The 13,634-nt window shown below is 66.1% G+C and carries 10 protein-coding genes; 8 read left to right on the forward strand and 2 right to left on the reverse strand.

All coding sequences use genetic code 11. The features are described from left to right. The first annotated feature begins 513 nt into the window (after positions 1 to 513). A complete protein-coding gene (locus AXYL_RS28410) occupies positions 514 to 2,205 on the forward strand; it encodes a sodium:solute symporter family protein (protein ID WP_013396336.1) in 1,692 nt (563 codons plus the stop codon). A gap of 28 nt (positions 2,206 to 2,233) precedes the next feature. Further along, positions 2,234 to 2,356 carry a putative transporter small subunit gene (locus AXYL_RS35365; RefSeq protein ID WP_013396337.1) on the forward strand — a complete coding sequence of 41 codons (123 nt, stop codon included), beginning with the start codon at positions 2,234 to 2,236 and terminating at the stop codon, positions 2,354 to 2,356. Positions 2,357 to 2,373: 17 nt separating this feature from the next. Here AXYL_RS35365 and AXYL_RS28415 read toward each other — a convergent pair whose 3' ends face one another. Then, positions 2,374 to 3,516: a glycosyltransferase gene (locus AXYL_RS28415; protein ID WP_013396338.1), complete on the reverse strand. Its 1,143-nt coding sequence runs from the start codon at positions 3,514 to 3,516 to the stop codon at positions 2,374 to 2,376. Positions 3,517 to 3,802: 286 nt separating this feature from the next. Between AXYL_RS28415 and AXYL_RS28420 the strand changes: the two genes are divergently transcribed. The 6 genes from AXYL_RS28420 (at position 3,803) to AXYL_RS28445 (ending at position 11,960) form a co-directional block, all read left to right on the forward strand. Continuing rightward, positions 3,803 to 4,477: a heavy metal response regulator transcription factor gene (locus AXYL_RS28420; RefSeq protein WP_013396339.1), complete on the forward strand. Its 675-nt coding sequence runs from the start codon at positions 3,803 to 3,805 to the stop codon at positions 4,475 to 4,477. After that, positions 4,474 to 5,856, forward strand: coding sequence for a heavy metal sensor histidine kinase (locus tag AXYL_RS28425; protein WP_013396340.1), 1,383 nt, complete (start codon positions 4,474 to 4,476; stop codon positions 5,854 to 5,856). Before AXYL_RS28420 ends, AXYL_RS28425 begins: the two co-directional genes overlap by 4 nt. Positions 5,857 to 5,932: 76 nt before the next feature. Next, entirely contained in the window at positions 5,933 to 6,424 is a 492-nt protein-coding gene (locus AXYL_RS28430; RefSeq protein WP_013396341.1) for a plastocyanin/azurin family copper-binding protein, read from the forward strand. Positions 6,425 to 6,466: 42 nt separating this feature from the next. Further along, positions 6,467 to 8,332 (forward strand): copper resistance system multicopper oxidase, encoded by a 1,866-nt coding sequence (locus tag AXYL_RS28435; RefSeq protein WP_013396342.1) that lies wholly within the window; start codon positions 6,467 to 6,469, stop codon positions 8,330 to 8,332. Between the two features lie 8 nt (positions 8,333 to 8,340). Further along, positions 8,341 to 9,288 carry a copper resistance protein B gene (locus AXYL_RS28440; RefSeq protein ID WP_013396343.1) on the forward strand — a complete coding sequence of 316 codons (948 nt, stop codon included), beginning with the start codon at positions 8,341 to 8,343 and terminating at the stop codon, positions 9,286 to 9,288. A gap of 191 nt (positions 9,289 to 9,479) precedes the next feature. Further along, positions 9,480 to 11,960, forward strand: coding sequence for a heavy metal translocating P-type ATPase (locus AXYL_RS28445; RefSeq protein WP_013396344.1), 2,481 nt, complete (start codon positions 9,480 to 9,482; stop codon positions 11,958 to 11,960). A 78-nt stretch (positions 11,961 to 12,038) separates the two neighbouring features. Here the strand turns inward: AXYL_RS28445 and AXYL_RS28450 are convergent, their stop codons facing one another. Further along, on the reverse strand, positions 12,039 to 13,574 hold the full coding sequence (locus AXYL_RS28450) for an argininosuccinate lyase (RefSeq protein ID WP_013396345.1): 1,536 nt from the start codon (positions 13,572 to 13,574) through the stop codon (positions 12,039 to 12,041). Between the last annotated feature and the right edge of the window lie 60 nt (positions 13,575 to 13,634).

Here is a 13,634-nt window from a genome sequence, read left to right on the forward strand (position 1 = left end):
GATAGCGCGGCCCCGTCACTCGCGCCGGGTGTACGCCTGATGAACGCATGCTGGACTAGAGCGGGGTATGTCCCTATACTTGGCCGCTGTTGTAGTTCATTACGCATGCAGCCAGACGACGCACGTCGCCTGAAAGCATCCATCACAAGGCCGCGCACAGCGGCCCGGCGTGCAACGCCGAAACACCCAAACCCGGCCGTAAAGGCTGCGGAACAATTTTCCTGCTTACCAGGCAGGACCATCGCTCGCCGCATCGAGCAACGTCTAAAGCAACCAGCGTTCTGCGCAATGCGGCAGCAAGACACCTATACGGTGTGCCTTTTTGCTGTCCGTCCGAGGCCCGTGCTTGTCGCGCCCTTGCCGGGCAGGCATGCGATCGCGCCTACGGCCGCTCGCCTGGTGTTTCGGCTACGTCATCGGGGTTTGCCGCCCTGCGCATCCCGCGAAAAACGGCCTTCATGCAGCCATGACTGTCCGTCATGAACACGCTGTCAAGGAGAGAGGACGAAGACGATGCAAGAGACAGAATTCTTTCAGCTATCCAGCACCACCGCCATCCTGCTGCTCGTGGGCTTCTATGGCGCCACGTTCCTCATGTCGCTGCTGATCAGCCAGAAGAACGAAAACGCAGACGGCTACATGGTGTCGAACAACGCGGTCGGTTTCGGCCTGTCCACCGCCAGCATGATCGCCACCTGGATCTGGGCCGCATCGTTCTACGCCAGCGCCACATCGGGCTACAAGTACGGCCTGTCGGGCCCACTGCACTATGGCTTCTGGGGCGCGCTGATGATTCTCTTCATCTATCCCTTCGGCAAACGCTTTCGCCAGGTGGCCCCCAAGGCCCACACACTGGCCGAGGTCATCCATGCGCGGCATGGCACCTCCAGCCAGATGATCATGGCGGTTTCCAACATCGTGGGCAGCTGCATCAGCCTGATGGTGAACTTCACCGCGGCCGGCGCGCTGGTCTCGATCCTGAGCCCGCTGACCTTCATCCAGGGCGTGCTCATCGCCGGCCTGGGCGTGTTGTCCTACACGCTGTGGTCGGGATTCCGCACCTCGGTAATGACGGACTTTGCGCAGCTGGCCGCCATGATCATCGCGGCGGTCATCATCATTCCGCTCATCTTTTTCAATGCGGGCGGACCGGACCTGCTGTCGGAAAACATGTGGCGCCTGAGCGCCGACCAGGCGGACTTCTATTCCACCCGCGCCATCCTGGAACAGGGCGCCCCCTACTTCGTGGCCGTGCTGGCCTACGCCATCGGCAACCAGACCATCGCCCAGCGCCTGTTCGCGGTGCGCGAAGACCTGATCAAGCCCACCTTCCTCACCGCCACCGCCGGCTACGGCGCCGTCGTGATCGGCCTGGGCATGCTGGGACTGCTGGCGCTCTTCGTCGGCCTGGAACCCGCCAACGGCGACATGAACAACATCATCCCGCAGATGGCGTCGACCTATCTGCCGCCCTTCGGCATCGCGCTGTTCTTCCTGCTGGTGGTGGGCTCGCTGTCCTCGACCGCGGATTCCGATCTGGCCGCCCTGTCGGCCATCGTCATGACCGATGTGTACGCCAAGAATCTGGCCGGCGGCCGCCCCGATCCGCGTCGCATGCTGTGGTGGGGCCGCTGCACCATGATCGTCGCAACAATGATAGGCGTGATCTTCGCCAGCCTGCGCCTGGACATCCTGGTGATGCTGGTGTTCGTCGGCGCGCTGTGGGGCGCCATCGTCTTTCCCGTCATCGCCAGCTTCTACTGGGACCGCGTCGACAACCGCGCATTCGTCAGCGCCGTGCTCAGCGCCGTGGTCCTGTTCAGCATCGTGCGTTTCGAACTGCTGCCCATCACTGGCGGGCTCGCCGTGTTCTTCGAAATCTGCTCGGCCATCGGCGGCGGCGTGGTGCTGGGCCTCATGACGTTCGGCTTCTTCGGCCGCACCGCGGCCCTTGCCGTGGGCGCGGCGGGCATGCTCGTCATGCTGCCTGTTTTCGTGGGCACCCTGCGCGAATACATCGTCTTGATGGGCTCGCTGACCGCTTACGGCGTCAGCGCCACGGTCTGCGCCGGGCTGAGCCTGCTCAGCAAGCAACGCTTCGATTTCAGCTTGCTCGCAGAGCGCGTGACGTCCTTCCAGGAAGCGCAGGAAGCCATGTCGGCGGCGCCCGCCCAACGGCCCGAAATCCAGCCGGCCCAAGGCTGAACATTCCTCAAGCAACAAGGAGACTGATATGTGGTTGACGTTCTACTTCCTGGTGTGGCCCGCCATTTCCGCCCTTATCCTGGCCCTGCTGTGCGCGACGCTGTGGCAGGACATACGCGCGGCCAGGCGCAGTGGAAAATCGATGGTCTGACGAGCGGTCGTTGCCTTTCAGGCCAGCCGCAACGGACGTTGGGCCTGCGCCAGCGCCTCCAGGTAGACCGCGTGCGTGTCCGCCACGAAGCGCGACAAGGCGAAATCCCGCACGGCCTTTTCCCGGGCCGCGCGTCCCATCGGACCCAATAGTTGCGGCTGCGCCAGGATCTCGCGCAGCACATCCGCCACGGCCTCCGGCGCGCGCGCCGGAACCACCCAACCGTCCAATCCCGCGTGCACGTTCTCGGCCAGCCCGCCGGCATTGCTGACGATGACCGGCACGCCCATGGCCATCATCTCCCGGCAGGCGAACGAGATGGTCTCCATCTCCGAGGACAGCACGAATCCCAGGTCCAGCGCGGCCACGAACGACCGGACATCGTCCAGCAAGCCCGGAAAGATGACCTGATCTTCCATGCCCAGCTCACGCACGCGCCGGCGTTGCGGCTCCTCAGGCAGCTTGCCTGCGATCATGACGACGATGCGCTCGCGCTGGCTTGCCGGCAGCAGCGACACGGCCTCGACCATGTCCATCCAACGCTTGTAGTCCGCAGTGCCAGCGTTGCTGCCGACCACCAGGCGGCCCGCATGCGCCTCGGACAGCCAGCGGCGCCGGGCTTGCGCCACGGCTTCCTCTGCCTGCGGCCTGAACCGTTCCACGTCCACGCCATTGCGCACCGTGCGCAAGGCGCAGCGCCCGAATGCGCTGCCCATCAGTCTGCGACGCGTATGCTCGCACACGCAGATGACGAGGTCCGTCGCCATGCGCGCGCGCAGCAGCGCGCCGAAGCTGTTGGGGGGCCGGTCATTGTGCTGGGTGTACACCACCGCGGGGCTGTCGGCCCCCAGTCCCAGGCCTGCCAGCATGCACACGCGATGATCGGCCGAGCCGTTGACGTGCGCGACGTCGAATCGCTCCTGCAGCAGCAGCCGACGCAGCCTGCGAGCGTTGGGCAGCGCGGCCAGCATGCCTCCGCGGAAATCCAGCGCCTCGGCCCGCACGCCAGGCATCGCCGAGGCCGCCTTGAACAAGCGGCTTCCCGGCGGCGCGGCCACGACGATATCGTGCGCGTCGCGCAGCGCGCCCGCCAGCGACAGCACATAGGTGGTATGCCCGCCGCCATCGCCGCGATGGAAATTGGTGTACAGGATTCTCATCGCAGAGCGCCGGTTCAGGCGCCGGACGGACCGGCGACATCGGCCAGTATCCGCCTGAACTGCTGCGCACATTTCCACACGCAGGGTGCATAATGCGCCGCAACGCCGATTTCATCGTTGGCCGTTTCAAAGCTCTTCGAGATAGATTTTCGAGCACTCACGGATCGCTCCTTGTGTTTCAGCGCCGCCAAGCGGGAACTTGGCCGACACGCTGAACTCTACGCAGTCGGCAATTACAGAAGCCGGACCGACTCATTACATTTGTGCAAGGAAAGCGAGGCGCCCCATGCGTATCCTCTTGATCGAAGATGAAAGAAAGCTCGCGGACTACGTCCGCAAAGGACTGACCGAACACAACTACGTGGTCGACGTCGCCCGCGACGGCATAGACGGGCGGCACGCCGCCATCGAAGGCGACTACGACGTAGTGGTGCTGGACGTGATGCTGCCCGGCGTCGACGGCTTCGGCGTGCTGGCGGACCTGCGCAAGCACAAGCAGACGCCCGTCCTGATGCTGACCGCCCGCGACAAAGTGGAAGACCGGGTACGCGGCCTGGAGGGTGGCGCGGACGACTACCTCGTCAAGCCCTTCGCGTTTTCAGAGCTGCTGGCGCGGATCCAGGCGCTGCTGCGCCGCGGCCGCGGGCAGGAATCCACGCTGCTCAAACTCGCCGACCTGGAGATGGACCTGGCGCGGCGCAAGGCGCAAAGAGGCGGCATGCGCCTGGACCTGACGGCCAAGGAGTTCACGCTGCTGACGCTGATGCTGCGGCGCCATGGCCAGGTGCTGTCCAGGACCGTGCTTGCGGAGCAGGTCTGGGACATGAACTTCGACAGCGACACCAACGTCATCGAGGTGGCCGTGCGGCGCCTGCGGGCGAAGATCGACGACCCGTTCGAGACCAAGCTGCTGCATACCGTGCGCGGCATGGGCTATGTGCTGGAGCTGCGCGAAAAATGAAGCTGCCCCGCATCGCGTCCATCGAAATCCGGCTCACGCTGCTGCTCGGCGTCATCGCCCTGGTGGTGTCCAGCATTGCCGGATGCACCTTGTTCTGGGCGCTGAAGCGCGAGGTTCAGCGTCAGGAAATGACTGAGGTGGCAGGCAAGCTGGAGCTCATCAACCATCTCATCGGCATGCAGGCCACGCTAGCGCAGATGCAGGATCTGCGCGGCGCGCTGGACAACATCATGGTCGGCCACGGCAACCTCAAGACCTGGATCACGCTTGCGGACGGCAGCGTGTTCTACGGCGACGCGCCGCCCGTGGATATCCGGCCGCTCTCCGGGCGCGAGATCAGACTGCATACGCAGGACGGCTGGAACATGCGCGGACTGCGCGTGCCGCTGGAAGGTGCGCTGCTGCCCGGCGCCGAGCTCACCGTGGCCGTGAACCTGCGTCCCGGCACGCAGTTCCTGTATGCCTTTGCCACCGCGCTGGTCCTTATCTGCGTAGTCTGGGTCGGCGCCACCGTGGTGCTGTCTGCATGGGCGGTGCGGCGCTCCCTGTCGCCGATCCGCCGCCTGTCCCAACAGGCGTCCCGCATCCAGCCGGACAATCTTGCGGTGCGCCTGCCGGAACAGGGCATCGACCGGGAGCTACGCGAGTTCACCCATACCTTCAACGGCATGCTGGGCCGCGTGCAGACGGCCTACCAGCAGATGGAGGGCTTCAACGCCGACGTGGCCCATGAACTGCGCACGCCGCTGGCGACGCTGATCAGCGGCGCCGAGGTCAGCCTGTCATCTCCGCGTTCCGAGCAGGAACTGCGCGAGGTGCTGGAATCCAATCTGGAAGAGCTGGAAGGCTTGAAGGCCCTGGTCAACGACATGCTGTTCCTGGCCCGCGCCGACGGCGGCGAACCGGCGGGAGACCTGCAAGAGGTGAACGTGCGCCAGGAGGTCGCCCGCGTGGCCGAGTACTACGAGGCCGCCTTGGACGATGCCGGCGTCTCCCTGGCGGCGCACGGCGGCGCCGTCCTGATGGCCAACCCGCGGCTACTGCGGCGCGCCATCGCGAACCTGCTCAGCAACGCCATCCGGGCCACCCCTCGGGGACGCGGCATCGACCTTTATTGCGTCACCCGGCAGGATGAGATCGAAATCAGGGTGCGGAACCCCGGCGCGCCGATAGCGGCCCAGGCATTGCCGCGCATCTTCGACCGCTTCTACCGAGGCGACGATGCGCGCAGCCGGCGCGCCGACGGGCACGGCCTGGGCCTGGCCATCGTCCGGGCCATCGCCCGCATGCACGGCGGCAACGCGTTCGCCCGCTGCGGCGGACAGGGCACCGAAGTCGGCTTCACCCTGGCCCGGGCGCCGAACATTACAGGAAAGTAATCCTCCCGACAGGTTGCGGTGTGGAGCGCGTCACTAAAGTGGCGCCTCCACCCCAATTCGAGTCTAGAGGATACGCATGAAGAAACTGGTGAAACTCGCGCAGGGCGCCGTCGCCGCGGGCGCCTTTTTGCTTTCCTTCGGCGCCATGGCCGCCCCCGGCCACGGCGCAGGCCACGGCGGCGGCCATGATGCCGTCGCCGCCATCGGCAAGCCCGGCAACCCCGCCAAAGTCTCGCGCACGGTGGCCGTCGACATGACGGACGCCATGCGCTTCACCCCGGACAAGATCGACGTCAAGGCGGGCGAAACCATCCGCTTCAAGGTCACCAACTCCGGCAAGATCCGCCACGAAATGGTGCTGGGCACGCCCGCGGACCTGGACGGCCACTACCAGATGATGCTCAAGGATCCGGGCATGCGCCATGAAGAGCCGAACTCCGTGTCCCTGGAAGCAGGCAAGGCCGGCGACATCGTCTGGACCTTCGACAAGGCGGGCAGCGTCGCCTTTGCCTGCCTTGAGCCCGGACACTATCCCGCCGGCATGAAGGGCGCGGTTTCCGTCAAGTAATCCACTGCCGGGATGCCGGTCCGGCTACCGGGGAGATAGAGCATGAGTAGAGCAGTTTCGAATCCGCGCCGCCGGTTTGTGCAGGGCCTGGCCACGGGCGGCGCGCTGGCCGGCATGGGCCTGTGGAGTCCGTCGTCGTGGGCGCAGGCCGCCCCGGCGCGGCAGAGCGTGTTGTCGGGCACCGAGTTCGACCTGGAGATCGGCGAGAGCCCCGCCAACTTCACCGGCGCGCCCCGCATCGCGACCACGGTCAACGGCATGCTGCCCGCGCCCACGCTGCGCTGGCGCGAGGGCGACCGCGTCACGCTGCGCGTCACCAACCGCCTGCGCGAGGACACCTCGATCCACTGGCACGGCATCATCCTGCCCACCGGCATGGACGGCGTCCCCGGCCTGAGCTTTCCCGGCATCGCCCCCGGCGAGACCTTCACCTACCAGTTCGACGTGGGCCAGAGCGGCACGTACTGGTACCACAGCCATTCCGGCTTCCAGGAACAGACGGGGCTGTATGGCGCCATTGTGATCGATCCCAAGCGCCCCGACCCGGTGCGGGCCGACCGCGACTATGTCGTCCTGCTGTCCGACTGGACCGACGAAGACCCCATGAGCGTGTTCCGCAAGCTCAAGGTGATGCCCGACTACTACAACTACATCCAGCCCACCGTCGGCAGCCTGATTGACGACGCGGAGAAGTCCGGCTGGAAGAACGCGCTGAACGAACGTCTCATGTGGCAGAAGATGCGCATGAACCAGACCGACCTGGCCGACGTCTCGGGCGCCACCTACACCTTCCTTACCAACGGCAAATCTCCTGCGGGCAATTGGACCGGCCTGTTCCGTCCGGGCGAGCGCATCCGCCTGCGCTTCATCAACGGGTCGGCCATGACCTACTTCGATGTGCGCATCCCCGGCCTGAAGATGACGGTGGTGGCCGCCGACGGCCTGGCCGTGCGGCCCGTGGAGGTGGAAGAGTTCCGCATCGCCGTGGCCGAGACCTACGACGTCATCGTCGAACCGCAGGACGAGCGCGCCTACACCATCTTTTCGCAGGCCATGGACCGTTCCGGCTATGCCCGCGGCACGCTGGCGCCGCGCGAAGGCATGCAGGCCGAGGTGCCGGCGCTGGACCCGGTGCAAGTGCTGACCATGATGGACATGGGTATGGCGCACGACATGCCCGGCATGGACATGGGCGGGGGGCAGGCAGGGGGCATGGACCACGGCGCTCAAGGCGCGATGAACCATGGCGCGCAGGGCGGCATGAGTCAAGGCGCCATGGGTGGGATGAACCACGCCGGTATGGCTGGAATGGCGGGCATGAATCACGGCGGCATGGACCATGGCGCCATGTCCGGCAGCCCAGGCGCCAGCGAAGGCGGCATGGTCGAGGTCAAGCATCCCTACCCCGCCGAGCGCAGTCCCGCCAACTCCATGCTGCCCGACATCGTATCGACCCGCCTGGATGATCCCGGCGTGGGCCTGCGCAACAACGGCCGCCGCGTGCTGACCTATGCCGACCTGCACTCGATGGTCGAACCCGCGGACAACCGGCAGCCGACCCGAGAAATCGAGCTGCACCTGACCGGCAACATGGACCGCTACATGTGGTCGTTCAACGGACTGAAGTTCACCGAGGCCAAGCCCATCGTGCTCAAGTACGGCGAGCGCGTGCGCTTCGTGCTGGTCAACGACACCATGATGACGCACCCCATCCACCTGCACGGCTTGTGGAGCGACCTCGAGTCCGCCGACGGCAATTTCCAGGTGCGCAAGCACACGATCAGCCTGAACCCGGCGCAGCGCCTCAGCTACCGCGTCAGCGCGGACGCGCGCGGCAACTGGGCCTATCACTGCCACTTGCTGTTCCACATGGAGGCCGGCATGTTCCGCGCGGTCGTCGTGGAATAGGGGGAATAATGAGAACAACCACATCCAGAAAGCACTGGCCCGGGCTCGTCGCGGGCGCCGCCCTCCTTTCCGCCGCCTCCGGGCTGGCCCAGGCGCAAACGCCGGCCGGCACGATGAACGGCATGGACCACGGTTCGATGCCGGGGATGGATCACGGTGCCATGAAAGGCATGGATCACAGCACCATGCAGGACATGGACCATAGCTCGATGCCCGGCATGGACGAGTCCTCGCGCCAAGGCCCGCCGGTGGGTTCCCTGCCCTCCAGCGACGGCAGCACGGAGCAGCGCTACGCCGCCTACCGCATCCATCCGCACATGATGGACAACGTCGTCACCAGCCATCTGCTGTTCGACAAGCTCGGCGTCGCCTATGACCGCAACGAACAGACCAGCCTGCAATGGGACGGCCAGTTCTGGATCGGCCGCGACCTGAACAAGCTGTGGATCAAGAGCGAAGGCGATCGCCTCAACGGCAACACGGACGCCAAGATCGAAGCCTTCTGGAGCCACACGATTTCGCCGTTCTGGGACCTGCAGCTGGGCGCTCGGCGAGACTTTGGCACCGGTCCAAAGCGCAACTGGGCTGCATTCGGCGTGCAGGGCGTCGCGCCCTACGGCATCGAAACCGAGATCACCGGCTATGTCGGCGGTTCGGGCAGGACCGCGCTGGCGCTGAAGGCGGAATACGACCTGCTGCTCACGCAGCGCCTGATCCTTACGCCCGAGATCGAAGCCAGCCTGAATGGCAAGAATGACGAGGCGCGCGGCGTGGGCTCCGGCCTGTCCGACGCATCGTTCTCCTTGCGGCTGCGCTACGAAGTCACGCGCGAATTTGCGCCATATGTCGGCGTGTCGTTCGGACGCAAGTTCGGCAAGACCGCGAGCTACGCCAGCGAAGCGGGTGAAAGCCGCTCCGAGCGCGCCATCCTGGCGGGCGTGCGCATCTGGTTCTGAGCCTGGCCGGCGCCCCCTTTTCGGGTGCCGGCCTAAGCGCGTCCCCATTTTAGAAACCACCGGCTGCAACAACTGCGGCCGCTATTTTTTCCCTTGGACGACCCGCGGCAATCAAACGCTTGACCTTGACATCATTGGAATCTTTATAGTGCAGCCATCAGCATGAAATTCCAAGTTTTCAAGGAGCGGATATGAGTGCCATCCCAGCAAACAGCGTCGCGGTCAGCCTGCCCATCGAAGGCATGACCTGCGCCTCCTGCGTGGGTCGGGTCGAAAAGGCCTTGAAGGCCGTGCCGGGCGTCAACCAGGCCAGCGTCAACCTGGCGACCGAACGCGCCGACATCACGTTTGCAGGCGCGCCGGACGTCGCCGCCGCCGTACAGGCGGTGCAGAAAGCGGGTTACGCCGTCGCCGAAACCACGATCGAACTATCGGTCACCGGCATGACCTGCGCCTCCTGCGTGGGCCGCGTCGAGAAAGCCCTGAAGGCCGTACCCGGCGTCAGCAACGCCAGCGTCAACCTCGCCACCGAGCGCGCCAGCATCACAGCCGCCGGCGGCGTGCCCGCCAGCGCCCTGATCCAGGCCGTGGCCAAGGCTGGCTATGAAGCAAAGACCCTCTCGGCCGAAGCCAGCGACACCGACGCCGTGGCCGAACGCCAGGCCGCCGAACTGAAGTCGCTCAAGCGCGCCCTGACCATCGCCACGATCTTCGCGTTGCCGGTGTTCATCCTGGAAATGGGCGCCCACATCGTGCCGGCGTTCCACCACGTCATCGCCGAAACCATCGGCACGCAGAACAGCTGGTACCTGCAATTCGTGCTGGCCAGCATCGTGCTGTTCGGCCCCGGACTGCGCTTCTTCAAGAAGGGCATCCCCGCGCTGCTGCGCGGCGCCCCCGACATGAACTCGCTGGTGGCGGTGGGTACTTCCGCCGCCTACGCCTATTCGGTGGTCGCCACCTTCGCGGCCCAACTGCTGCCCGCCGGCACGGTCAACGTCTACTACGAGGCCGCCGCGGTCATCGTGGCGCTGATCCTGCTGGGCCGATACATGGAGGCCCGCGCCAAGGGCAACACGTCCGAAGCCATCAAGCGCCTGCTCGGCCTGCAAGCCAAGACCGCGCGCGTCGTTCGCAACGGCGCAACGCTGGAACTCGCCATCGAGGAAGTGGTGGCGGGCGACCTGATCGAAGTCCGCCCGGGCGAGCGCATCCCGGTGGACGGCGAAGTCGTGGAAGGCAACAGCTACATCGACGAGTCCATGATCAGCGGCGAACCCGTCCCGGTCGAGAAGCAGCCCGGCTCCGAAGTGGTCGGCGGCACCGTCAACCAGAACGGCGCGCTGACGTTCCGCGCCACCAAGGTCGGCGGCGACACGTTGCTGGCGCAGATCATCCGCATGGTCGAACAGGCGCAAGGATCCAAGCTGCCGATCCAGGCCATGGTGGACCGCATCACGATGTGGTTCGTGCCTGCCGTGATGGCGGCCGCGGTCGTGACCTTCATCATCTGGCTGACGTTCGGACCCGAGCCCGCCCTGACCTTCGCCCTGGTCAATGCCGTGGCCGTGCTGATCATCGCCTGCCCCTGCGCCATGGGCCTGGCCACGCCGACCTCGATCATGGTGGGCACGGGCCGCGCCGCGCAGATGGGCGTGCTGTTCCGCAAGGGCGAAGCGCTGCAGTCGCTGAAGGATGCCCAGGTCGTGGCCGTGGACAAGACCGGCACGCTGACCAAGGGCCGTCCCGAACTGACCGACCTGATCGTCGCGCCGGGCTTCGAACGCGCTGCCGTGTTGGGCAAGGTCGCCACCGTCGAAGCCAAGTCGGAACACCCGATCGCACAGGCCATCGTGGACGCGGCGCGCGGCGAGAACATCGCGCTGGGCACGATCTCGCAGTTCGAATCGATTACCGGCTTCGGCGTGAGCGCCCGCGTGGACGGCGACCTGGTGGAAATCGGCGCCGACCGTTACATGCGCGAACTGGGCCTGAGCGTCGAGTCCTTCGGCGCGGACGCCACGCGTCTGGGCGACGAGGGCAAGAGCCCGCTGTACGCCGCCATCAACGGCAAGCTGGCCGCCATGATCGCCGTGGCCGACCCCATCAAGGAAACCACGGCCGCCGCCATCCGCGCCCTGCATGACCTGGGCCTGAAGGTCGCCATGATCACCGGCGACAACCGCCGCACCGGCGAGGCCATCGCCCGCCAGCTCGGCATCGACGAAGTGGTCGCCGAAGTGCTGCCCGACGGCAAGGTCGCGGCGGTGCAGCGCCTGAAGCAGCAATATGGTCCCATCGCCTACGTCGGCGACGGCATCAATGACGCGCCGGCCCTGGCCGAAGCGGACGTGGGCCTGGCCATCGGCACCGGCACGGACATCGCCATCGAGGCTGCGGACGTGGTGCTGATGTCGGGCGACCTGGGCGGCGTGCCCAACGCCATCGCCCTGTCCAAGGCCACCATCCGCAACATCAAGCAGAACCTGTTCTGGGCCTTCGCCTACAACGTGGCCTTGATTCCGGTGGCGGCCGGCCTGCTGTATCCGGTCAACGGCAGCCTGCTGTCGCCGGTATTCGCGGCGGGCGCGATGGCCCTGTCCAGCGTGTTCGTCCTGAGCAACGCGCTGCGGCTACGCCGCTTCGCTGCGCCCTTCCCGGCCCGCAGCTAAGGCCCGCGCCACGTTCCCGCCCCAGGCCGCAAGCGCGGACTGCCAGCGGCCTGGCGACAGGCCGCCATGACCCGGCCCCTACTGGCCCTTCTCTTTCGGCGCGCTGGCAACCAGCGCGCCGAATTTCTTATCCAGGTCCGCCAGCGCATCGTTGATGTGGGCGCGGCGTTCCTTGATCCAGGCATCCTGTTCTGCCAACTGCGCGCGCGCCTCTTTCAGCATGCGCTCCATTTCCGCTGGCTGCGGACCACCCGAAGTCGCACGGTTCTTGACGATGGCGACCGGGTCCAGCGTCGAGCGGAACTCCGCCTCGCTCATCGGCAGTTCGTTGCCGTACTTCGAGTCCTTCATGGCATCGGCATAGATGCGGCGCGCCTGCTCATACGGAAAATCCAGCGGCTTGATATTGTTGGTCTTGGCGTAGCTCACGACCTCGGACGCGAAATGGTGACCGTCGCGGAACGGCAGCTTGTACTTGCGCATCAGCACGTCGGCCAGTTCCTGCGACGCCGTCCAGTCGCTGTTCAGCTCTTCCAGCGCCCGGTCGGGGCTGATGACCATGGCTTTCAGCACCCGGTCCCAACGCTTGAGCGCCGAGATGCCGGCGTCGACCATGGCGGAGTTCTGCTTCACGTCCTTGGGATCGCTCATGCCCGGCGTGATGTTGTGCGTCTGCACTACCGGCCCCATGGCCAGCGTCACGGCGGTCGACGCGTCGCTGCGGGTGTCGTTGAGCAGGCCGGGGTTGCGCTTCTGCGGCATGGCGCTGGACACGTAGGTGTTGCCGCCGCCCTCTTCCAGCAGGATCCAGGGACGCGGCTGGGCGTACTGGGTCATCACGTCCTCGACGAAGTTGCCGGTGCGCAGCGCGATGCTGGTGACGATGGCTGCGACTTCGACGGGCTGGTCCATGGATGAAATCTGCGAGGCGTCATAGGCATTGTCCACCAGCGCGGCAAAGCCCAGATACTGCGCCATGCGCTTGCGGTCCAGCGGCCAGCTGGTGCCGTTGAGCACCGTGGTGCCCATCGGCGAGCGGTCGATGCGCACATAGGCTTCGCGGATGCGCTGCGCGTCGCGCGCCATGCCGGCGGCCTGCCCCAGCAGATAGTGTCCGTAGCTGTTGGGCTGGGCCGCCACGCCGTTGGTGTAGTTCGGCACGATGGTCGCGGCATGCTTGCCCGCCAGTTCCACCAGGGTGGTGGACGTGGCGTTCAGCTGGGCCGCCAGATCCAGCAGCTTGTCGCGCAGGATGGCGCTGCGGTAGGTCGCGTGCATGTCCTGGCTGGAACGCCCCGCGTGCAGCAGCGTCACGTCCTCGCCCGCCGCCTTGATCAACAACGGTTCGAAGGTGATGACGCTGGACGGGCGCTTGGCGCCAGGCTGGTTGCCGTCGCTGATCACCTTGGCCACGCCGGCGGCCAGGCGCGGCGCCATGGACTTATCCAGCAACCCCTCGTCGGTGTTGATGACGGCGGTGGCCTTGTTGATTTCGCCCAGCCAGAAGAACGGATCGCGCGGCACGGAGGCCGCGGGCTGGGCTTGCTGGGCCGACGCCTGGGCGCCGAACGTGAAGGCAAGCGCGGCGCCCAGGGCGGGAAGTAGTTGTCTCATGGCTGTCTCGTTTGGATGGCGAGCGGCCAGTGTATCGGCGGGCCAGGCGGCGGGAAATGG

It is taken from the genome of Achromobacter xylosoxidans A8, from assembly GCF_000165835.1.
Taxonomy (GTDB): Bacteria; Pseudomonadota; Gammaproteobacteria; order Burkholderiales; family Burkholderiaceae_B; genus Achromobacter; species Achromobacter xylosoxidans_B.

Excerpts from the sequence above, each read along its gene's own strand:
- AXYL_RS28410 (WP_013396336.1), top strand. The coding sequence starts at position 514 with ATGCAAGAGACAGAATTCTTTCAGCTATCCAGCACCACCGCCATCCTG.
- AXYL_RS28450 (WP_013396345.1), bottom strand. The coding sequence starts at position 13,574 with ATGAGACAACTACTTCCCGCCCTGGGCGCCGCGCTTGCCTTCACGTTC.
- AXYL_RS28425 (WP_013396340.1), top strand. The coding sequence starts at position 4,474 with ATGAAGCTGCCCCGCATCGCGTCCATCGAAATCCGGCTCACGCTGCTG.
- AXYL_RS35365 (WP_013396337.1), top strand. The coding sequence starts at position 2,234 with ATGTGGTTGACGTTCTACTTCCTGGTGTGGCCCGCCATTTCCGCCCTT.
- AXYL_RS28445 (WP_013396344.1), top strand. The coding sequence starts at position 9,480 with ATGAGTGCCATCCCAGCAAACAGCGTCGCGGTCAGCCTGCCCATCGAA.
- AXYL_RS28435 (WP_013396342.1), top strand. The coding sequence starts at position 6,467 with ATGAGTAGAGCAGTTTCGAATCCGCGCCGCCGGTTTGTGCAGGGCCTG.
- AXYL_RS28415 (WP_013396338.1), bottom strand. The coding sequence starts at position 3,516 with ATGAGAATCCTGTACACCAATTTCCATCGCGGCGATGGCGGCGGGCAT.
- AXYL_RS28440 (WP_013396343.1), top strand. The coding sequence starts at position 8,341 with ATGAGAACAACCACATCCAGAAAGCACTGGCCCGGGCTCGTCGCGGGC.
- AXYL_RS28430 (WP_013396341.1), top strand. The coding sequence starts at position 5,933 with ATGAAGAAACTGGTGAAACTCGCGCAGGGCGCCGTCGCCGCGGGCGCC.
- AXYL_RS28420 (WP_013396339.1), top strand. The coding sequence starts at position 3,803 with ATGCGTATCCTCTTGATCGAAGATGAAAGAAAGCTCGCGGACTACGTC.